Source organism: Pedobacter sp. Leaf132, from assembly GCF_920984695.1.
GTDB lineage: Bacteria > Bacteroidota > Bacteroidia > Sphingobacteriales > Sphingobacteriaceae > Pedobacter.
This window is the reverse complement of the sequence record NZ_CAKLBO010000003.1, coordinates 297,185-319,652: the sequence shown is the minus strand read 5'-3', so window position 1 is coordinate 319,652 and position 22,468 is coordinate 297,185. Positions and strand designations below refer to the sequence as shown.

General features: G+C 36.3%; 15 protein-coding genes, 4 tRNA genes and 1 pseudogene. 10 read left to right on the top strand and 10 right to left on the bottom strand.

Annotation, left to right across the window (positions count from 1 at the left end; translation table 11 throughout):
• The 8 genes from LUA86_RS08675 (at nucleotide 1) to LUA86_RS08640 (ending at nucleotide 6,650) form a co-directional block, all read left to right on the top strand.
• Nucleotides 1-73: transfer RNA gene (locus LUA86_RS08675), tRNA-Gly, on the top strand.
• 49 nt (nucleotides 74-122) lie between these two features.
• Nucleotides 123-206 (top strand) — tRNA-Leu (locus LUA86_RS08670).
• 203 nt (nucleotides 207-409) lie between these two features.
• Nucleotides 410-482 (top strand) — tRNA-Gly (locus tag LUA86_RS08665).
• Nucleotides 483-531: 49 nt separating this feature from the next.
• Nucleotides 532-615, top strand: a tRNA-Leu gene (locus tag LUA86_RS08660).
• A 320-nt stretch (nucleotides 616-935) separates the two neighbouring features.
• Nucleotides 936-3,518, top strand: a complete 2,583-nt coding sequence (locus tag LUA86_RS08655; RefSeq protein WP_231460226.1) for a PAS domain S-box protein — start codon at nucleotides 936-938, stop codon at nucleotides 3,516-3,518.
• A 93-nt stretch (nucleotides 3,519-3,611) separates the two neighbouring features.
• Nucleotides 3,612-4,022 (top strand): SRPBCC family protein, encoded by a 411-nt coding sequence (locus LUA86_RS08650; protein ID WP_231460224.1) that lies wholly within the window; start codon nucleotides 3,612-3,614, stop codon nucleotides 4,020-4,022.
• Between the two features lie 181 nt (nucleotides 4,023-4,203).
• Nucleotides 4,204-5,055 carry a dienelactone hydrolase family protein gene (locus tag LUA86_RS08645; protein WP_231460222.1) on the top strand — a complete coding sequence of 284 codons (852 nt, stop codon included), beginning with the start codon at nucleotides 4,204-4,206 and terminating at the stop codon, nucleotides 5,053-5,055.
• Nucleotides 5,056-5,075: 20 nt separating this feature from the next.
• Nucleotides 5,076-6,650, top strand: a complete 1,575-nt coding sequence (locus LUA86_RS08640; protein ID WP_231460220.1) for a hypothetical protein — start codon at nucleotides 5,076-5,078, stop codon at nucleotides 6,648-6,650.
• A gap of 6 nt (nucleotides 6,651-6,656) precedes the next feature.
• On the opposite strand, the gene LUA86_RS08635 is transcribed toward LUA86_RS08640, so the two are convergent.
• From LUA86_RS08635 to LUA86_RS08605, 7 genes are all read right to left on the bottom strand, one after another.
• On the bottom strand, nucleotides 6,657-7,670 hold the full coding sequence (locus LUA86_RS08635; RefSeq protein ID WP_231460219.1) for an oxidoreductase: 1,014 nt from the start codon (nucleotides 7,668-7,670) through the stop codon (nucleotides 6,657-6,659).
• A gap of 7 nt (nucleotides 7,671-7,677) precedes the next feature.
• Nucleotides 7,678-8,109 carry a DUF2147 domain-containing protein gene (locus tag LUA86_RS08630; protein ID WP_231460217.1) on the bottom strand — a complete coding sequence of 144 codons (432 nt, stop codon included), beginning with the start codon at nucleotides 8,107-8,109 and terminating at the stop codon, nucleotides 7,678-7,680.
• A 101-nt stretch (nucleotides 8,110-8,210) separates the two neighbouring features.
• A complete protein-coding gene (locus LUA86_RS08625) occupies nucleotides 8,211-8,588 on the bottom strand; it encodes a DoxX family membrane protein (protein WP_231460215.1) in 378 nt (125 codons plus the stop codon).
• Nucleotides 8,589-9,031: 443 nt separating this feature from the next.
• Nucleotides 9,032-9,211, bottom strand: coding sequence for a hypothetical protein (locus LUA86_RS08620; protein ID WP_231460213.1), 180 nt, complete (start codon nucleotides 9,209-9,211; stop codon nucleotides 9,032-9,034).
• A gap of 204 nt (nucleotides 9,212-9,415) precedes the next feature.
• Nucleotides 9,416-10,846 carry a TolC family protein gene (locus tag LUA86_RS08615; RefSeq protein ID WP_231460211.1) on the bottom strand — a complete coding sequence of 477 codons (1,431 nt, stop codon included), beginning with the start codon at nucleotides 10,844-10,846 and terminating at the stop codon, nucleotides 9,416-9,418.
• Complete coding sequence (locus tag LUA86_RS08610) at nucleotides 10,839-14,009, bottom strand: efflux RND transporter permease subunit (protein WP_231460210.1); 3,171 nt, start codon at nucleotides 14,007-14,009, stop codon at nucleotides 10,839-10,841. The genes LUA86_RS08615 and LUA86_RS08610 overlap by 8 nt, the downstream gene beginning before the upstream one ends.
• Before the next feature lie 21 nt (nucleotides 14,010-14,030).
• Nucleotides 14,031-15,113 (bottom strand): efflux RND transporter periplasmic adaptor subunit, encoded by a 1,083-nt coding sequence (locus tag LUA86_RS08605; RefSeq protein ID WP_231460208.1) that lies wholly within the window; start codon nucleotides 15,111-15,113, stop codon nucleotides 14,031-14,033.
• Between the two features lie 210 nt (nucleotides 15,114-15,323).
• On the opposite strand from LUA86_RS08605, the pseudogene LUA86_RS19310 reads away from it, so the two are divergent.
• Nucleotides 15,324-15,871 (top strand): annotated as a pseudogene (locus tag LUA86_RS19310) (GrpB family protein).
• A 175-nt stretch (nucleotides 15,872-16,046) separates the two neighbouring features.
• Entirely contained in the window at nucleotides 16,047-18,323 is a 2,277-nt protein-coding gene (gene katG, locus LUA86_RS08595) for a catalase/peroxidase HPI (protein ID WP_231460205.1), read from the top strand.
• Between the two features lie 176 nt (nucleotides 18,324-18,499).
• Here katG and LUA86_RS08590 read toward each other — a convergent pair whose 3' ends face one another.
• The 3 genes from LUA86_RS08590 to LUA86_RS08580 are packed head-to-tail and all read right to left on the bottom strand — an operon-like array spanning nucleotide 18,500 to nucleotide 22,335.
• On the bottom strand, nucleotides 18,500-19,954 hold the full coding sequence (locus tag LUA86_RS08590) for a TolC family protein (RefSeq protein ID WP_231460204.1): 1,455 nt from the start codon (nucleotides 19,952-19,954) through the stop codon (nucleotides 18,500-18,502).
• A gap of 19 nt (nucleotides 19,955-19,973) precedes the next feature.
• Nucleotides 19,974-21,338: an HlyD family secretion protein gene (locus LUA86_RS08585; RefSeq protein ID WP_231460202.1), complete on the bottom strand. Its 1,365-nt coding sequence runs from the start codon at nucleotides 21,336-21,338 to the stop codon at nucleotides 19,974-19,976.
• A complete protein-coding gene (locus tag LUA86_RS08580) occupies nucleotides 21,331-22,335 on the bottom strand; it encodes an ABC transporter transmembrane domain-containing protein (RefSeq protein WP_231460201.1) in 1,005 nt (334 codons plus the stop codon). Before LUA86_RS08580 ends, LUA86_RS08585 begins: the two co-directional genes overlap by 8 nt.
• Nucleotides 22,336-22,468 lie beyond the last annotated feature (133 nt).

Genomic DNA, 22,468 nt, shown 5'->3' with positions numbered 1-22,468 from the left:
GCGAAAGTAGCTCAGTTGGTAGAGCACGACCTTGCCAAGGTCGGGGTCGCGAGTTCGAATCTCGTCTTTCGCTCTAAATGCCTTCTTACCAGGAGGCATTTATTTTAAAAGGTTAATCGCCTGCTCGGGTGGTGGAACTGGTAGACACGCAGGACTTAAAATCCTGTGCTTTCAAAGGCGTGCGGGTTCGATTCCCGCCCCGAGTACTTCAAAAAAAATCGAATTAAAGCCATCAAAAAAGATGGCTTTTTTATTAAACAAAAATTTATTTACCTCATATCTTAACAAATCACTTTTATCTCCTCGCCTACTAAAACATAATTTAAAATATTTTAAAAATTTATTTTAAAACAATAATTATATTTCTATATTTGCAACCCCAAAGGGAATACAGCGATTGTATTATTAAGCGAAAGTAGCTCAGTTGGTAGAGCACGACCTTGCCAAGGTCGGGGTCGCGAGTTCGAATCTCGTCTTTCGCTCTAAATGCCTTCTTACCAGGAGGCATTTATTTTAAAAGGTTAATCGCCTGCTCGGGTGGTGGAACTGGTAGACACGCAGGACTTAAAATCCTGTGCTTTCAAAGGCGTGCGGGTTCGATTCCCGCCCCGAGTACTTCAAAAAAAAATCGAATTAAAGCCATCAAAAATGATGGCTTTTTTGCTTTTATAGCATTTTCATAGAATATTATTTTGTTAAGTTGATAGCCGAGACTGAAGTTTTAAATCTTTTGGAAAAATCAGATAAAAATAGATGTATAAACTTTTATAATAGGTGTACATTCTTATAGTATGTATTTTGAATGTCATCCGTTTTAAAAAATAAGTTAATTTAAAAAATTTAACATGATTTTTCACAACAATTAGGGGTACACTTAAACAAATAATGCTTTATGCTGTTATATTCGTGCATATAAGCAGAAGAATCATACCTTAATGAACCAGATTAATTCTCCACTTTTTCAGACTATATTTAATAATTCGGTACCCAGAATAATACTTGCATGCAACGCTCCCGACTTTTCTGTTGTTGATTATAATGAGGAATTTAAAAAAGCTACTTACACCTTAAGTAGAAACATTAAAGGGCTCAATATAACAGAAGCTTTTCCTCTGGATGAAAATAATCCAGACAACAAGGCTCTACTCAACGCGTTATCTGTAGCTTTAGAAACGAAGCAGTCTATCAATTTGCCATCTTTTCAATATAATATACCATCTGCTGATTTACAAACTTCAGAAGTTAGATGGTGGCAATCGGAAATTGTTCCGGTAATGGATAATAACGAGGTGCAATGCTTGCTTATTACCGTTTATAACATTACCGAAAAAATGTTAAGTATAAGTGCGCTTGATGAATCTATAGAGCGAGAAAATAAGCTTAACAAAGCATTAGAAGAAAGCCACGAAGAATTGGCTGCATCTAACGAGGAGCTACAAGCCAATTTGGAGGATTTATTAAGTACGAATGAGGAATTGCTTACATCTCGTAAAGCACTTCAGCATTTAAATGATGAGCTGGAATTAAGAATTGATGAACGGACTGCAGATTTACAGTCGAGCAGATTATTGCTTCAGAATATCATTCAAACCGCAAATATTGCAATGACGCTGCTAAAAGGCAGGGATTTAGTGATAGAGCAGCCAAATCCTCAAATGCTAAAAATCTGGCAGCGAAAATTTGAAGCTGTAATTGGAAGAAAGCTTATTGATGTATTCCCTGAACTGGCTCAACAAAGATTTCCGAAGTTACTGGCCGAGGTTTATGAAACAGGTAATCGTATTGCGATGCCTGAGGTTGCGGTTGATATAGCTACTGAAGATGGCGTATTGGAAATGATTTATGTTGACTTCTCGTACGACCCTATTTTCGATAAAAACGGAAACGTAGAATATATTTTAGCATCGGTTAAAGATATTACTGATGAAGTTAAAAATAGACTGAAATTAGAGGAAAGCCAGGCAGAATTGCAAGCCACATCCGAAGAACTTGCTGCATCAAACGAAGAACTTTCTGCTACTAACGAAGAATTAGCTGCAACAAACGAGGAATTACAGGAGGCGCAAAAAAATCTGTTTTTAAAAAATGAAGAGCTACTTGAAACAGAAGAAAGTTTACGATTAGCCTTAGCATCTGGCAATTTAGGTATTTACAGTATAGAACCCGAAACCGGAAGATTTGATATTTCGGCAAAAGCCAGAGAATTTTATGGCTTACCCGAAAAAGGAATTATCACCTGGGCAGACGTTACAGCTACGGTAGTTCCGGAATATTTATCGGTTATTGAAGAAGCCAGAAGTAATGCTCTACTTACAAAAAAGCCATTTGATGTTCAATATCCTATTCACCAGCAATCTACAAATTCCATTAAATGGATTCGTGTGGTAGGTAAAAGCATTCCGAAAACCAATAATCGCCCTGGTCGTTTTTTAGGGGTAATTTTAGATATAACACCTGAAATAGAGTACATTCATACTATAGAAGAAAGTGAATCTCGTTTTAGAAATATGGCAGAGGCCACAGATATTTTCATTGCAGTTGGTAATGAAAACAGCGAAATTACTTATCTAAACAATTCCTGGAGTAAACTAACGGGAAGAAGTATTGATAAGCTATTAAAATCTGGCTGGTTAGATTTAATCCATCAGGATGATTTGGAAAAATATAAAACATCATTTTCTGATGCCTTTGCAGAAAAAATCCCATTTACAACCGAATTCAGAATTTTAGATAGTGCCGGTAATTATAGTTGGTTATTATCTAAAGGCAACCCACGTTTAAATAAAAATGGTGATTTTGTAGGATACATTACCTCAAGTGTAGATATATCAGAATTGAAGAAAGATGAAATCAGGAAAAATGATTTTATCGGTATGGTTAGTCATGAATTAAAAACACCACTTACAGCTATTAGTGGTTTTGTACAAGTTTTGCAGGCCAGGGCTAAGAAAAATAACGACGACTATACATTAATGGCGCTAAACAGAGCTTACAATCAGGTAAAGAAAATGACTGTAATGATTAATGGGTTTTTAAATGTTTCCCGCTTAGAATCTGGAAAACTTTTGATTGAAAAAAGCGATTTCCAATTAGAAGAGCTATTAAAGGAACTTGTTGAAGAAACAGATTTAGTTCAATTTTCTCATAAGGTAAACTTATCAGTTGCAACGCCAGTTAAAATTCACGCAGATAGAGATAAAATAGGCAGTGTAATTTCAAATTTACTTAGTAATGCTGTAAAATATTCCCCATCAGGAACTGATGTTGATGTGCGATGTGAAATTTTAGATAACAGTGCTTTGGTTAGTATTACCGATGATGGGATTGGGATTGATACCGAGGATATAGAAAAGTTATTTAACAGATATTACAGGGTTGGTAAGCACCACACAATTTCGGGTTTTGGCATTGGTTTGTATTTAAGTGCAGAAATAATTGAGCGCCATAACGGAAAAATTGGTGTAAAAAGCGAAATCGGTAAAGGTTCTACTTTCTATTTTGAAATTCCCCTGAGCTAGAATTAATTTAACCGAAAGCTAAAAATTGTTTAATTTAATCTTTTCCAAATACAAAATCTTAATATAACTTTATCTCATTAAAAAGTTTGATATATGGAAAAGATAACCGTAGAAACGGTGGTTAATGCTCCCGTTGAAAAAGTTTGGACTTATTGGAATGTACCCGAGCACATTAAAAATTGGGCTTTCGCATCAAGCGATTGGCATGCACCTTATGCTGATAATGATTTAAAAAAAGACGGAAAATTTAAAACGACTATGGCCGCCAAAGATGGTAGTTTCAGTTTTGATTTTGAAGGAACTTATACTAATGTTGATGTACATAAAAAAATTGAGTATGTATTAGGAGATGGTAGAACTGTTCAAATTGGTTTTGAAACCGAAGGCGATACAACCAGAGTTGTTGAAACTTTCGACCCTGAAACACAAAACCCGATTGAAATGCAACGTGGCGGATGGCAATCTACATTAGATAATTTTAAAAAATATACCGAGGAAAATTAGTCGCCAAGAGATTTTAATAACTCTTTTATTTATCAAGGCTATTAACTTAAAATTTAAGTTGATAGCCTTTTTTTTTATTTTAAATAAATATAAAATCAGCAATACAGAAGTAAATTAAAATTATGTGTTCAAATTAGTTTTTAGAATGTTATCTTAGCTAATCATCACAAACCAAAACGTTATGGATCAGAAAATTATCACTCTTTACGATAAATACACACACAGCCAATTAAGTAGAAAAGAGTTTATGAAAAAGTTGGCTATCCTAACGGGAAGCACAGCTTTGGCACTTACAGTTTTACCCCTACTGGAAAACAATTATGCATCGGCTTCAACTTTTGAAAGTGATGATATAACGTCTGAAGAAATTACTTTTCCAGGGGTTGATGGTGAGATGAGAGCAATTCTTGCCAAGCCAAAAGGCAAGAAAAAATTAGGTTCGGTTTTGGTGATACACGAAAACAGAGGCTTAAACCCACACATTATTGATGTTACAAAGCGTGTTGCCGCAGAAGGCTACATTGCTTTAGGTGTTGATGCGCTTTCGCCATTTGGTGGCACTCCTGCCGATGAAGATAAAGGCCGTGAGTTGATTGGAAAACTTGACCCGGCAAAAAATCTTCAGAACTATTTAAATGGTTTAGATTATTTAAGAAAAAATAAAGCCGGAAATGGAAAAGTTGGTTGCATGGGCTTCTGTTGGGGCGGTGGAATGGCGAATAAATTAGCGGTTAACGATCCTCAGCTTCAAGCGGCAGTTGCTTACTACGGTTCTCAACCAAATGCGGCTGATGTCTCAAAAATAAAAGCTAGCGTAATGATGCATTATGGTGGTTTAGATGAACGCATAAATGCAGGGATACCCACTTATGAGGCTGCCTTGAAAGAAGCTAACATCGATTATAAAATTTACATTTACGAAAATGTAAATCATGCATTTAATAATGATACATCGCCTACCAGATACAATGAAGCCGCAGCAAAACTAGCGTGGCAAAGAACATTTGATTTATTTAAACGTAAACTTTCTTAAAACCGGTTTTGCTATTAATCATGAAAAAAATAATTAAGGCTTCCCTAATATTATTACTCTTTTGCGCTTGCACAAAGAGCCAACAGCCAGACAATGTAGAAATTACAAACTCAGATAATACACCTTCTAGTATTCCATTTAAAAAATATTTGGGTGTAAATGCATTTGAATGGGATTTTGTGAATGAGCAAGTTTCGGCTAGTGTAATTGATGAGCAACGAATGGCGCTAATAAAATCTTTTGGCGGTATCAGACATTATCTCGATTGGGAAAGAATGGAAGCCGCTGAAGGAAAATATACTTTTAATCCAACTCATAATGGCGGTTCCTATTACGATGTTATTTATCAAAGGCTTAAAGCTGAAGATATTGAGGTATTGGCTTGCATAAAGAACGTACCAAAATGGTTGGTAAAAGATTTTCCGGAAAACGAGAGAGCGACTGATAATAGTCCAATACCTTTTGGCCTTGATAAAAGCAGTCCACAATCTTACATCAGCCAGGCTAGAATGGCATTTCAATTTGCAGCAAGGTACGGTTCAAATAAAAATTTAGATCCTGCTTTAGTTTCAGTTGATCCAAGTTTGCGTTGGAATGGCGATACCAAAAATGAAGCAAAAATAGCCTTAAACCTTATTAAATATGTAGAATGCAGTAACGAACCTGACAAATGGTGGCGGGGGAAACAAGCGCAGCAATCTGCAGAAGAGTTTGCTGCGAATATGTCTGCTTTTTATGATGGACATAAAGGTACTCTAGGTAAAAATGTTGGCGTTAAAAATGCTGACCCTAATATGCAGGTTGTTATGGGTGGTTTGGGAGCTGCAAATCCTGATTTTGTTGTCAAGATGATAAACTGGTGCAAGAAAAACAGAGGCTTAAATGCAAACGGTACTGTTAACCTGTGTTTTGATGTTATTAATTATCACTTATATTCTAATGATAGCTTCTTAAATGGCGGCAATGCTACAGTTGGTTACGCTCCAGAATTATCAGATATCGGCACCATTGCCGACAAATTTCTTAAAATGGCCAAAGCAGAGGCTCCGGGTTTGCAAGTTTGGCTTACGGAAACAGGTTACGATGTAGGCAAAACGCCGCAGCGGGCAATTCCTATTGGCAACAAAACCTCATATATTACGCAAGCCGATTGGAATTTAAGAACGGCGTTACTTTACGCCCGACATGGAATATCGAGATGTATGTTTTATATGCTGGATGATGCAGGCGGTATCGAAAACAAAACGCAATACAGCTCATCTGGCTTCCATGATGATTTTAAGCCAAGGCCATCGGCAGATTATCTGTTGCAAACAAAGAAACTTATTGGTGAATATTTTTACACCTCAACTTTAAACAACGACCCGATTGTTGACTTATATAAAAATGGTTCAAAGCAGATTTTTGTACTCACAATACCCGACCAAAAAGGCCGCACAACCAACTATGAACTAAACTTAGGTGATGCTAAAAAAGCTATAATACATAGTTTACAAGTTGGAAAAAATGAGATGCAACATCAAACGGTAGACGTAGTTAACGGAAAACTTAATGTTAATGTAACCGAAACTCCAATTTTTATTGAAAAAATCTAGGTCTGTTTATAAATCAAGTTTATAGATAAATCCTTTATTACCAGCCAAAATTACTGCATTACCATTTTTAGCTTTTTGTACGGAGTTAAAGCTAATGTCTGAAATATGTAACCAGGTTTCTCCTGCATCATTCGAAATGTCTGTACCAGATGTTCCGGTAGCAATTAATGTGTTTGCATTTAGGTAAGCTACAGCAGAACGAAATCCAAATACCGGAGTTTTGGGCTTGCGCCAGCTTTTCCCTCCGTCAGATGTTAACACAATGCTATTGCTATTATCTTTGTCTTTAACATAATTTCCACCTACAGCAACACCGGTTTTTGAATCATAAAAATCAATAGAAAATGGTCCTGTAGTAGATGCTCCCTGCAAAATCGGACATTTATATACCTCCCAGTTTGCACCGTAGTTTTTGGAGTAATAAATATGTGAAATTGATCCTCCCGTTGCAATCCAAACTTTACCATCAGGAAGTGTTTTAATTGTTGTGCCACTTGCTGCAAAGCCAGCCTCACCAATAACGAGTGATGGATTCATTTTGGAGGATATGTTTTTCCATGATTTACCTCCATTTGAAGATTTTAATAGCTGCATTTTATTCTGTATTGGATCTCCAAAAATTATGGCTTTGTTTTTATCCCAAAAGCCTAAGCCATCCAAAAAAATGGCTGTGTCCGTATTTTTATAAGTTTCAGTCCAGCTTTTCCCTCCATCAATAGTTTTTAAAATATATGCCGGACTACCTGCATTTACAATTACTGCTTCAGATTCATTAAAAGCTTCTATATCTCTAAAGTCGAGCTTTTCATAGCCCTTTGGAACAATCCATTCCCAATTAGAGCCACCATCTGTACTCTTACCTACAGTGCCATTACTGCCGCTTATCCAAATAATTTTATCATCAACCACACTTAAACCCCTTATGCTTGTTTTAGTGTTTTCATTTAATGGCTTAAGCCTATAATTTTGTGCGGTGCAAAAAAAAGGTGCCAAAACTAGGCACCATATTAAATTCTTCATGTTTTGATTATTTCACTCGTTTAAAATTTTCTGAACGACCTAACAATGAGATTCCAATGTATCCTCTAACGGTCATCACATCATTGCCCTTTAGCGAGATATTGCAACTGTATGTTTTACCGCTTTTAGGATCATAGATTGTTCCGTTGGTCCATTTTCCATCTTCATAAACAAAATCTTTTAAAATTTCTAAATTTAGGAGAGGTCTGTTCTGTAGATTGGTGTTGGGGTTTTTTGCATCAACCTTTGGCTTACCATTGGTGTTAGGTTCCTTTAACCAGGCTAATTTTCCGTAATATTTATCAGCCTTTTTGTAAATTTCAATTTGTCCTTCACCCGATGGATTTAACCATTTGCCAACAACAGCATCTTTACTTTGCGCAAATGCAGTTGAAGCCATGGCTACAAAAAGCAGCATTAATATTGGGAACTTTCTCATAATGATTTCTATTTAGTGTTTTTAAAGATAGTAATTTGACGTTTTGATACAAACAATTAATAGAGCAAAAAAGTATAAGAAAAGTTTTACTTTGAATAAAATTATTTTGAAACGATAGGCAAATATTTATGGCGATAAGCGTAAAACAGGAATAGGTTAAACAGAAGCATTACTGAAACCATTGGTAAATCTTTAGGACCTAGAAATGCATGATACAGAAATATATTTAACGTTACCGGAAAAACAAGAATTGCTGCAAGGGGCGCTGTTCTACCAAAAATTAGAAGAATACCACCAACCAGTTCAGTAATTTTAATTAAAGGCATTAAATAGCCAGAAATCATTACGCCAGCCATAAATGTGGTTTGGTCTGCCGACATTTGAGGTGCCTCAGGCATGAGTTTTAAAAAATAGCTTACCGATGCAAACAAATACATTGCACCTAAAAGTACCCTCACAATAATTATTGCAATTTTCATATCGTTTTCTGTTTAGTGTTTATTGAAATTAGAAATTTAAACTAAATGTTAAAAGATAAACTTAATAATCAAATTGTCACATTTTGGCTGTAACAAAATAAATTATTGATTTATATCATAAAAAAGGGTGATTTTACGCTATAATTTATTGTTAAAATAAAATATATAATTGCTTATAAAATATTTATTATTAACTTAACGTTATACTTATTTTAACCAGATAATTATCCCAATTATGAGCACATTTCTTTTAATTATTGGTACCTTCTATGTAATCTCACTTTTATCGACAATGTACAGCTATTATTCAGCTGAGCCAATGCCAAGAGACTACGAGCAATTTTAGTAAGATTTTTTTTGATGTTCTTGCAATTAAGGAGTAATTGCGCAATTTTTAATGGCTAAACTTTCTTTGCAAAAAATTTATTGGATAATTTGGTTATTTATTTGATAACCAATACCACGCCGTCGTTTTTAATTTTATAATAATATTCGTTTTGAGTACTGTGTTTAAGGACCTGAATGGCAATAACCTCGCCAAATTTCTTATCGTATCTAATAATATCGCCTTTCTTCACTCTGTCTAAAACAGTCGATTTTGTATCTTTCGAAATATTTATCATTATCTCCGACCTCCTTTATAACAATGTAACACCAAAAGTGCAACTAATGTTTTATAACTTCCTTGTTATAAGTACTTACAAGATGATAACGTTAATACGTAAATGCTTATTATAACTCAGTTACATTAAAATTACAAGTTGGTAAAACTAAAAAGGCTTCCAAAATGTGGAAGCCTTTTAATGATTTATGTATTTCAGTATTTTTTAATTCCAACCACCACCTAAGGCATGGTATACATTAACCACTGCATTTAATTGTTGTTTTTTAGTTTCGATAAGTTCCAGCTTAGATTGCAATGCATCTCTCTGAGTCATTAAAACCTCAAAATAATCTGCTCTTGCCGCTCTAAATAAATCATTTGAAATATCAATTGATTGTGTAAGCGCTTCTACTTGTTTAGATTTTAAATCGTAACTTTTTTGGAGGTTACCGATATTTGACAACTGGTTTGCCACATCAATATATCCGTTTAAAATGGTTTTTTCATAATTAAAAACGGCTTGTAATTGCTTGGCATTAGCAGTTAAATATTCTGCTTTAATTGCATTTCTGTTGATAAGTGGTCCGGCTAAATCTCCCGCTAAAGAATAGATTAATGATTCTGGAGTTTTTAATAAGTAAGATGGATTAAAGGCCTGATAGCCTAAAGTTGCGGAAATACCCAAAGAAGGATAAAATTGAGCTTTTGCTACCTTAACATCTAATTTAGCTGCTTCCAAATCATATTCGGCCTGTTTAATATCCGGACGGTTAGCCAACAATTGTGAAGGAATACCAGCCTGAATATTTGCTGGAACAAGCATTGTAAAGTTATTTTTATCACGAATAACTGGCTGTGGGAACCGGCCTAACAGAAAATTAATTTTATTTTCTGATTCTGTAATCTGCTGTTGAATTTCAAATTCTAAACTTTTCGAACTTAAAACCTCCGCTTCAAATTTACGAACTGCTAATTCAGTAACCCTGGTTGCCTGCTTCTGAATTTTCATTAACTCAAGCGCACTACTTTGAAGGGCAATATTTTGCTTTACAATTTCCAGCTGGTTGTCTTGAGCTAATAATTCGTAATAGGTATTTGCAATTTCTGCAACCAGGTTTGTTATTACGAAGTTTTTACCTTCAACGGTTGATAAATAACGTGTTAATGCTGCCTTTTTTGAATTTCGAAGTTTATGCCAAATATCAGCTTCCCAGTTTGCCTGTAAACCAAAAGCATAATCGGGTAAAATTTCCGGAACACCTTTACCTGGCGTAATATCTGTAGATGCATCACCCGCTCCAGAACTTGTATAACGGCCAACCTTATCTATACCTGCACCTACCCTATAGCCTACAGTTGGTAAAAGTTCGCCTTTTTTAGCATTAATTTCGTTTTTAGCGATTTCTATTTCCTGTAGTGTAATGTTTAGCTCCTGATTATTTTTTAACGCCGTATCAATTAAACTCACCAAATTTGGGTCGGTAAAAAACTGGCGCCATTGCACTTTACCGCTACTCAAAGTATCTTGCGAATTATTAAAGCTCAAAGGCACATTTTTATTTTCATCGCGTTGAGCAAAATCTGGCACCTTACATGCGCTATAAATAGCGCAAATAAAAGCCAACCCAACTATTTTATATTTATTATTAAACATTGTTTTCTAAATCTTCGGTTAACGGATGTTCTTCTTCAATTTTGATAAGCTTGCGTTTGTCGGCAATTGTTCCAAAAACGTAATACAATCCAGGAATTACAATAACCCCGAATACAGTTCCGAACAACATACCTCCTGCAGCTGCAGTTCCAATTGTGCGGTTACCAATTGCACCCGGGCCAGTTGCAAAAACCAATGGTATCAAACCTGCAATAAAGGCAAATGATGTCATTAAAATAGGTCGGAACCTTACAATTGCACCTTCCATTGCAGCGGCCAGTATTGTTTTTCCTTCCGCATGTTTCAATGCAGCAAACTCCACAATTAAAACGGCGTTTTTACCAAGTAAGCCGATTAGCATAACCATGGAAACCTGCGCATAAATATTATTCTCTAAACCAAAAAGCTGAAGGAATAAAAATGCTCCGAAAATACCCGCCGGAAGGGAAACAATTACAGCCAAAGGCAATATAAAACTTTCGTATTGAGCGGATAGCACCAGATATACGAAGCCTAAACAGATTAAGAAAATGTAAATTGCCTCATTTCCTCTGGTGGCCTGGTCTTTTGAAATACCTGCCCAATCGATGCCATAACCTCGGGGTAAAGATTTCTTTGCCACTTCTTCAACTGCTTTTAAAGCTTCTCCAGAACTATAGCCTATTGCCTGAGAACCGTTTATCTCTGCAGAGTTATACATATTATGACGGGTAATTTCCGAAAGTCCGTAAACTTTATCCATCGTCATAAAAGATGAAAATGGCACCATTTGGTCTTTGTTATTTTTCACGTACAATTTCATAACATCTTGCGGTAGCGCCCGGTATTGTGGCAAAGCCTGCACAATAACTTTGTATTGCCTGCCGAATTTAATGAAGTTGGTTTCGTAATTACTGCCAATTAAATCTGATAAAGTTTCTAAAGCTTTTTCTGGTGTAACACCTTTTTGCTGTGCTTTATCGTTATCAATATTCACCATGTATTGCGGAAAACTTGCGCTGTAAAATGTAAATACAGATTGCAGTTCTGGCCGCTTATTCAACTCTTTCACAAAATCTTTACTCACTTTTTCCATCTGAACATAATCGTTGTTACCAGCCTTATCTACCAAACGTAGCTCGAAACCACCAGCGGCTCCATATCCTGGTACTGCAGGCGGTTGGAAAAATTCTACAGTTGCACCTGGCAAATCTTTAGATTTTTCTTCTAGCTCTTTGATTACGTCCTGAGCAGAATTTTTACGGTCTTTCCAGTCTTTAAGGTTAATTAAACAAGTTCCGGAGTTTGAACCTGTGCCTTCTGTAAGCACTTCATATCCAGCCAATGCTGAAACAGATTTTACACCCTCAATATCCTCACAAATTTTCTCGAGTTTTTCAGAAATCTGATTTGTTCTTTCCAAAGTTGAGCCTGGAGGCGTTTGAATAATCGCGTAAATCATCCCCTGGTCTTCATTTGGGATAAAACCTGACGGAACGCTATTACTTAAAAAATAAGTACCCACACAAAATGCGCCCAATATTCCAAATAATAACAATCTACGAGTAATCACTTTATCCATTACCCTTTGATAACGACCAGTTAACCTAAAAAACCATGCATTAAAGCCATCCAAAGCTTTATCTATTAAGGCTTTTTTCTTGTGATGCCCGCTGTGTTTTTTAAGCATGATGGCACATAAAGCCGGTGTTAATGTAAGTGCAACCACACCAGATAAAATGATTGAAGTAGCCATTGTTATAGAGAACTGCCGATAAAATACACCAACCGGACCCGACATAAATGCTACCGGAATAAATACCGATGCCATTAAAAAGGTAATTGCAACAATTGCACCGCCAATTTCACCCAAAGCTAGTTGTGTAGCCTTTAAAACGGAAAGTTGCCGGTCGGCTTCCATTTTAGCATGCACGGCTTCAATTACCACAATCGCATCATCTACTACGATACCGATTGCTAAAACTAAAGCAAAGAGTGTAATTAAATTAAGCGTGATGCCAAAAAACTGCATAAAGATGAACGATCCGATTAATGATACCGGAACTGCAATTGCAGGAATTAAGGTAGATCTCCAATCTCCTAAGAAAATAAATACCACTAAACCCACTAAAATAAAGGCTTCAACAAGTGTATGAACTACCTTTTCAATTGAGGCATCCAAGAACTTAGAAACATCATAACTTATTTCATAATCCATCCCTTTGGGAAAAGAAGAAGCTTTAATTTCTTCCATCCTGGCTTTTACATTCTTAATTACATCCTGTGCATTACTGCCATAAGATTGCTTTAAAACTATCGCCGCAGATGGTTTGCCATTTAGGTGAGAATATAAATCATACATCGAGCTGCCAAATTCTACATCGGCAACATCTTTCAATCTTAATAATTCACCATTCGGACTTGCTCTTAAAACAATATTTTTGTAGCCATCTTCAGTTGTAAAACGTCCTGAGTACTTTAACACATATTCAAAAGATGCTGAGCGTTTACCAGAACTTTCTCCGGTTTTACCTGGAGATGCCTCTAAACTTTGATTATTTAGAGATTCAAGAACTTCTTCAGAAGAAATTTTGTAAGCCAACATTTTATCGGGCTTTAACCAGATACGCATGGCATATTCTCGGTTACCCAAAATATCTGCAAAACCTACACCATCTACCCTTTTCAATTCCGGAAGTAGATTGATATCCGAATAATTGTAAAGGAAATTTTCATTCATGTGCGGGTCTTTACTGTACACGTTGATGTACATCAGCATATTCGGCTGCTCGCGACTTATTTTTATACCTTCACGAATGACTAATGGCGGCAATTTGTTAGTAACCGCTGCAACGCGATTCTGAACGTTAATAGTAGCTTGATCAGGGTCGGTGCCTAAATTAAAAACAAGCTGTACAGATGCTTCACCATCATTACCTGCATCAGAAGTCATATACTTCATTCCAGGAATACCATTTAAAGCTCTTTCTAAAGGAATAACAACTGCTTTTATTAGCAATTCGTTGTTAGCGCCAGGATATTCTGCCGTAATATTTACCATTGGCGGCGAAATATTCGGAAGTTGCGTTACAGGCAGGCCAACCAAGGCTAAAACCCCTATAAATACGATAACCAGCGATATAACTATCGATAATACTGGTCTTTTAATAAATTTACTAAACATGATGATCTTGTTTTGAGAGAATTATTCAGCTTTTAGTTGCAATTGTTTTAAAACCTCTTTCGGGGCAACGAAAGTATATTTCACTTTATCATCGTCTTTAACTTTTTGTACGCCTTCAAGCAAAATTTTGTCTCCGGCAGTAAGACCTTTTGATACGATGTATATATCCGGAAGCTCGCCACCAATGCTGATTTCCTTAGACCTTACTACATTTTTACCATCAATTACAAATACAAATCGCTTATCTTGTAATTCGTATGTTGCTTTTTGAGGGATAATTAAAGCATTTTTTAAAGGCACAACCATTTGAATTTTACCAGTCTCGCCATTTTTTAGTAATTGATTTGGATTTGGAAATTTAGCCCTGAAAGCAATGTTCCCGGTTTCAGAATCAAACTCACTTTCGATAACTTCTACCTTTCCTTTAGAACTTAAAGGCTGATTATTCGCCAATAAAAGGCTAACTTCTTGTTGCTCTTTTCCCTTATCTGTAGTTTGATAATTTAAATATTCGGGTTCTGAAACATTGAAGTACGCGTATATATTGCTGTTATCTGACAGGCTGGTTAACAGTGCGCCTTCATCAACCAAACTTCCTAATTTTAAAGGGATACGGTCTATCGTACCATCAAAAGGTGCACGGATTTCTGTGTTTGATAAATGAAATTTAGCTACAGATGTTTCGGCATTGGCTTGTTGCAATTTCGCTTTTGCCATTGCCAATTCGTTTTTTGATACCACATTTTTATCAGAAAGCAATTTGGTATTTTCCAGTTCAATTTCTGCTGCTTTGGTTTCTGCCTGGGCTTTCAGTAATTCTGCCTGCGCCATTCTGGGCATAATCCTAAACAATAACTGACCAGCTTTAACACGCTGACCTTCATCTACATAAATATTTTGCAAATAGCCTTTTTCTTGTGCCCGAATTTCAATATTTCTTACAGACCTGATTTGTGATACATATTCCTTTGTAAAGGATGTATCCATGGTAACTGGCGAAGTAGCTGTGTAGGTAACAACCTCTTCCTTTTCTTCTTTTTTTGATGTGCAACCGGTAACGTAAAGCAAGGCGCAAACGCCCAAACACAAAACACTTCTTTTCATCTTTTTTTGTCGAATAGTTTATCTGATTTAACTTTTAATGATTAAATTCAGGAGTATTCAATTTTTAAGACAATTCTGTTTAAAGTTTAAAATCGGCTTTAAATTAACGTACCCTGTTGATTTAATACTGGTACGAAATAAGTACAGAATTATGAAGTTATAATGAAGTTGATGAAGGCACTAGTTTAAAGAATACTCATATTGAACAAAATGATAATTGTAAAATATCAAAAAACATGGCCTGATGATTTCAATAAAATTAGCAATGTGCTCATACAAGCCTTAAATGGTTTAAATATTGCCATCGAACACATTGGTAGTACTGCAATAATAAATTTGGCAGCTAAACCAATTATAGATATCGATATAGTATTTGGGGAGGAAATAGAATTCGAACAAATAAAAAGCGGTTAGAGAAAATAGGTTATTATCACAACGGAAATCAAGGCATTGTGGATAGAGAAGTATTTAAAAGAAATCTTAACACTAATGATAAAATACTTGATGGTATCGCTCATCATCTATATGTATGCCCAAAAGACAGTAAAGAATTGAAAAAACATTTACTATTTAGAAATCAATTGAGGGCTGATGAATTGGATTGTAAAGAATACCAGGAACTCAAATACAAAATCGCTGAAGATGCAAAGCAGAACAGAAAAACATACGCAGCTTTTAAGGAAGTTATTGCTAAAAACTTTGTTGATAAAATAATCTATAAAGCTAAAATGCATCAAACTAAATTAGATATTATTTAATTTGATGGTTTGCTTAATGTATAGAACCGCTTAAGAATAAACTAAGAGCGTTAATAGCTTTTAACTATTGATATATAGAATTAATTGATTGTGATTAGTGCGATGAATACCCTAATTTTATAAAAGCTGATTGATTATCCCTCGGCTTTATTTAACAAAACATAAAAATCAAAATATGGAAAAAGATTCTAACGACATCAGCCAATGCCCATTTCACAATGGTTCTATGAAACAAAATATTGGCGGTGGCGGCACCAGAAACCATAACTGGTGGCCAAATCAATTAAAATTAAACATCCTTCGCCAGCAGTCATCCCTTTCCAATCCAATGGATGAAAATTTTAATTATGTAGAAGCTTTTAACAGCCTTGATTTACAAGCTGTTAAAAATGATTTACATGAATTAATGACGGATTCGCAGGATTGGTGGCCGGCAGATTTTGGTCATTACGGTGGTCTGTTTATCCGTATGGCTTGGCACAGTGCAGGTACTTATCGTGTAGGCGATGGACGCGGCGGCGCCGGTGCTGGTTTGCAAAGATTTGCACCATTAAATAGTTGGCCCGATAATGTTAGTTTAGATAAAGCACGTAGATTACTTTGGCCGATTAAACAAAAATACGGACAGAAAATATCATGGGCCGATTTAATGATTTTAGCCGGAAATATCGCCTTAGAATCAATGGGTTTTAAAACCTTTGGATTTGCAGGTGGCAGAGCCGATGTTTGGGAAGCAGACGAATCGGTTTACTGGGGTTCGGAAACTACATGGTTAGGTGGCGATGTTCGTTATGCACATGGTTCTGATGGTGCGCCTAAAAATCATGGCGTAGTAGTTACTGATGATGATGCCGATGGCGATGTACATTCCCGCAACCTCGAAAAACCACTTGCAGCAGTTCAAATGGGTTTAATATATGTAAACCCAGAAGGACCAGACGGAAACCCTGACCCAATTTTAGCTGCAAAAGATATTCGTGATACTTTCGGCAGAATGGCTATGGATGATGAAGAAACAGTTGCTTTAATTGCAGGCGGGCATACCTTTGGTAAAACGCATGGTGCGGCTTCGGCAGATAATGTTGGAAAAGAACCAGAGGCAGCAGATATTGCATCGCAAGGATTTGGCTGGAACAACAAATATGGTTCTGGTGTTGGTGCCGATACAATAACCAGTGGCTTGGAAGTAACCTGGACAACTACTCCAACACAATGGAGTAATAACTTTTTCGAAAACTTATTTGGTTTTGAGTGGGAATTAACCAAAAGCCCGGCAGGTGCACATCAATGGGTTGCAAAAGATGCAGATTCTATTATTCCTGATGCTTTTGATGCTACTAAAAAGCATAAGCCAACCATGTTAACTACGGATCTTTCTTTAAGATTTGACCCGGCTTATGAGAAAATCTCAAGAAAATTTTTAGAAAATCCTGAAGCTTTCGCTGATGCCTTTTCGCGAGCATGGTTTAAACTTACGCATCGCGATATGGGTCCGAAGGCACGTTATCAAGGTACGGATGTGCCTCAAGAAGATTTACTATGGCAAGATGTAATTCCAGCAGTAAATCATCCGCTAGTTGATGAAAATGATATCAATACTTTAAAATCTAAAATTGCAGAATCAGGATTAAGCATTAGCCAACTGGTTTCAACAGCTTGGGCTTCTGCTTCAACATTCCGCGGTTCTGATAAACGTGGTGGTGCTAACGGCGCTAGAATTCGTTTGTTGCCTCAAAAAGATTGGAAAGTTAATAATCCAGCTCAACTGCAAACCGTTTTAAGCAAGCTGGAAAGCATTCAGCAAGAATTTAACAGTGCTGCTTTTGATGGCAAGAAAATTTCTGTAGCTGATTTAATTGTCTTAGCAGGAACATTTGGCGTTGAGCAAGCTGCCAGTCACGCTGGTCATTCCGTAAATATACCATTTGCAGCCGGCCGTATGGATGCATCGCAAGACCAAACAGATGTAGAATCTTTTAGTTATCTGGAGCCGCATGTTGATGGGTTTAGAAATTTTAGAAATACCAAATCTCAGGTATCTACAGAAGAATTTTTGATAGATAAGGCTCAACTTTTGACATTAACCGCACCAGAGTTAACTGTGCTTTTAGGAGGTTTACGTGTTTTAGACATCAATGCAGATGGTTCTAAAAACGGAGTTTTTACAGAAACGCCTGGTCAGCTTACAAATGATTTCTTTGTCAATTTGCTTGATATGAATACTCAATGGAAATCGACCTCAGAAGATAATGAGTTGTATATTGGCACCAACCGTAAAACCGGGCAACCAAAATGGACTGCAACCCGAGCAGATTTGGTATTTGGTTCGAACTCAGAACTTAGAGCCATTGCAGAAGTTTATGGAAGTGCCGATGCAAAATCAAAATTTGTAACAGATTTTGTGAAGGTTTGGAACAAAGTAATGAATTTAGACAGGTTTGATTTAAAATAATCAAATAGTTAATAATTAAAATTCTAAGGTGCTATAGCCATATAGCACCTTTTTTTTTGACTTTAAAATAAGCTTCATTTTTGGTTGTGCTCCATAAAAATTAAAATGGATTGTAAATCTTAAACTCAAAAAAAAATCCTTCCGACATTGCCGAAAGGATTTTATAAAGTTTAATTTTATTGAGCAAATTGCCGCGTTCCGGCTTTATAATACAATTCGGCCAGGGTTTTTTGATAACCAGCAACCATACTTTCCTGCTTTATTTTCATATCAATCAACTTAGTTTCCCTACTGTTTATTAAAAATAAAGTGCTTTCGCCTAAGTTAAATTTCTGGCTTTCGCCATTAACTAAAATCTGCTGATTTTTGATACTCTCTATCTGAACGTTCAGCTGCGCTGAATAAGCAGATAAGTCGTTATATGAAGCCATAATATTATTTCTTATCTCCCGTCCAAATTGCTGCAAATCATAATTAAGCTCTTGTTGTTTTATTTTAACTTCACGCAATTTACCACGCTCAGAACGTAAAAAGAGCGGAAATGCAAACTCAACACCAAGCTTGTAGTTACTCCAGTTAAAATCGTAATATCCTGGTATATTACTATTAAAATTGGTCCGGCTGGAAATTAAATTCCCGATTACATTTAATTTAGGCTTGAGTAATTCTCGCCGGTAACTTTGCTCTACAGCAAGCTGTGCGCCTTTACTTCGAAGTTTAACAAGTTCGGGATGCTGATTAGCCGCCTGGCCAAGTAATGTATCCAGAATTAAAGGGTTTGGACGAGTAACCAACGTTGAAACATTCTGTGGTACAGCATCTACAGGTAATTCTAAAGGATTTCCAGCTTCATTCCATAAATGGTTTGACAAAACAAGCCTGGCATTTTGCAACTCTATTGCCGTCTTTTCCTTTTGGATAATTCTTTCCTGAACGGTGATATACGCCTCGACAGAATCAATTGTTGGCTTATCTCCTAGTACGGTTTGGGCACTTAATGCTTTGAACCTGAGCTGCGCCAAATCTAAGCCTTCATTTACCAGTTGATACTGTTTGTAAGCATAATACCAGTTCCAATAATCCTTTACAATTGTATACCAAACACTATTAATTTGTTTCAATTGCTCTGCTTCGGCATATTGAACCATAATTTTTGATTGCCTTAAAGTATTCCGACGGGCATCAATAATTAAACCCTGCCCTAGCGGGATACTTAAACCAATAGCAGTTAAGCCATCGCCATTAGTTCGGGTTTCTGGATTTACGTATGTACCTACGTTACGGTCATAACCAACTTTTAAATCAGCTCCGGCAAGCCAAAGCGGAATTTTAAGTTCGTTATTCCATTTATTGTAATATTCGGTATTTCCAAAAAGCTTTCTCCCAAAGCCTGATTTAAGCTCCGGATCGAAATAACCAAGGGATTGTAAAACATTTGCCTTCGCAGATTCACTTAATAAGGCAGCTTGCTTAATTATTGGATGATATCTAAAAACCAACAGTTGCAAATCATCTAAGGCAAAAACTTTAGCGGTATCTAAACTAACTGCTGGCTTTGTTTGTGCAACATTTACATCGGCAAACAGCAACATTATTAGAGCATTAGCTAATAAAAATTTCTTTAAATACATTTTCATTTGATAACCTCCGTCATAATTTTTTTTCCTTACTCTCCGCAGGTTCCTTCTCTAAACTCGGCGGGAAACCATTCAGCTGTCGCCAGATTTCGTACCATAAAGGCACTGCCCTTAAAATTATTCGTCCAAAAACACCAGAACCTTGTCTTAATTGTGGCGGCCATGGGTCATCATTAGCAGGAACTGGCTTGGTTTGGCTTACCAACAAGCGATAATTACCACCAGCACTACTTACTTTATCTATAGAATAAACCTTACCGGCAAAAGTACCAACGGCTACTGATGGCCAACCAGAAAATTGAACAGACGGCCAACCTTCAAATTGCAACCGCACATCGCTCGTATCCAATATTAAAGGAACATCCATTGCACTTATGTATAATTCTACAGCAACCATAGGCGATTTTGGTTGAAGCGTTGCAATAGATTCGCCTTCCTTAATGTTTTCCCCTATACCTGCTTTTAGTGTTCTAACCACAAATCCACTTTGTGGCGCTCTTACAACGTATAATCCGCGTCTTACACTGATGTTTGCAATATCATTTCTCAACTTCGCAATTTCACCTTGTGCACTAGCTTTGCTGGAAATTGCCGAACTCAAATCAGATTCTGCTTTAGAAATAGATTCCTGATATTTAGCCCTGATGTTGCCTAAATCAATTTTAGCATTTAAAAGGTTTTGCTTTGCATTGCTCAGTTTATTTTGCTGACTGATAACTTTAGCATAATCCTCTTGTAATTTTAGTCTACGGGTTTCAATATCCGTTAAAGAAAATAATCCATTTCTATAACCTACTTCATAACGCTCCAAACGAACCTTTGCCGTTTCGTAAAATTTCTGCACCGCAAATAATTCTGCACTATCAATACGCACATAATTTTCTGCCTGAAGAACCTTATTCTCAGCAGCTTTCATCTGCAAATGCAATCCATCGGTCATGGCGTCCATTTGCGATTTAGTTGCATCAATTTTCTGAACTGCTGCTGTTTCACTGCCGCGTTTTGCAGCGAGTTGTTCGTTTAAGCGAGTAGGTAATTCAGGGTCAAAGTAAGATTGACTGGTTTCGGAAATTACAAGAATGGTATCTCCTTTTTCAACTTCCTGACCTTCTATTACTGCCCAATGTTCTATTCTTCCGCCGATTTGATTTTGTACCGTTTGTGGTCTGTCTTCAGGCCGTAATGCGGTTACAGTACCCTTACCAGGGATAGTTTGACGATAAGGAAGGAAAAGCAATATCACAAAAAAAACAAGGATGAACAGCATTATTTTTCCTAATCTTTGTGGGCCTTTAGCATCTATAATTTTACTGTTTGCGTGTACAGAAAGTTCTTCCCAATCTTTAATCTGAGAAAGATTATCACTTATTCTAGCCATGGTTTATATCTCCTTCCTCTAATTCTAAATCAGTTACAACCGCCAATTTTTCGCTGCCGGTAACCATATCAAACACAGTATTCAGATTGGTCATCAATTTTTCAATAGCATAACTAATCTGAACAATAATAACCTCTGCAGCAACGAATTGCCCAAACGTCATTTGGCGTTCGAAAACAAAATAAGAACCTAAAAGCAATAATGCACCCATTAAAACGGTACGCATTGCCACAGCCGTTATAAAAAACTTTCTTAAAACACCAAAGTGTTGATTTCGTGCTTCGATGTAATTTGCAGTTATTTCATCAGTACGGTTAACAATCTCTTTACGCTTTGCACTATTATTGCGATAAGTATCTAAATCGCTCGCTATTTCTTCCAGATAACCTACAACTTCATATTTATAACCAGATTCTTCTATACTTGTACGCACACCCTGGCGCCAGTATAAAAATAAAATAAGGATGATAACAAAAAGTACAAAGGTTCCAAATACCATAAACACAGGGTGATAAAAAGATAAAAGAATTACGCTGAAGAATATTTGTACGGCAGCCGCTACAATATCTACCAATAATTTTGTTAATCCTTTCTGGATGGTAAGGATATCAAAAAATCGGTTAACCAGTTCTGATGGGTTTTCACCTTCCAATGCTCTTTTCTTAATTCGTGGTAAACGAAAAGCAAATTCCAAAGCTGCTTTGGTAAATATTTTTTGCTCTAAAAACTCTACCAAAGTAAGCTGACCAATGAGTAATGTTCCGCCAATTACAATACCGGCCAAAATAACAGCAATGAGAATATAAGTGGAACTGTACATCGCTCCGTTAGATAAAAGGTTAAAAACAGCACTTGTACCAAGAGGTAACGACAGGCCAATTAAACCAATTAACATGGCATAAACTAATATGTAATTGATGGTTTTACGCTCCAGATGAAGCATCCGAACCAATCTTTGCCAAGGCGTTGGTGGGACGGCAATTTGATGATTTTTCATTTAAATGATATTGATAATCGATTACGAGATTTTTAACCTCAAGATTTTAAGATTAAATACATAAATTACGTATATATACGAAAAATTCCATTCTAAAGGCAGATCAATTTATACAATGCTGAAAAGCAAACTA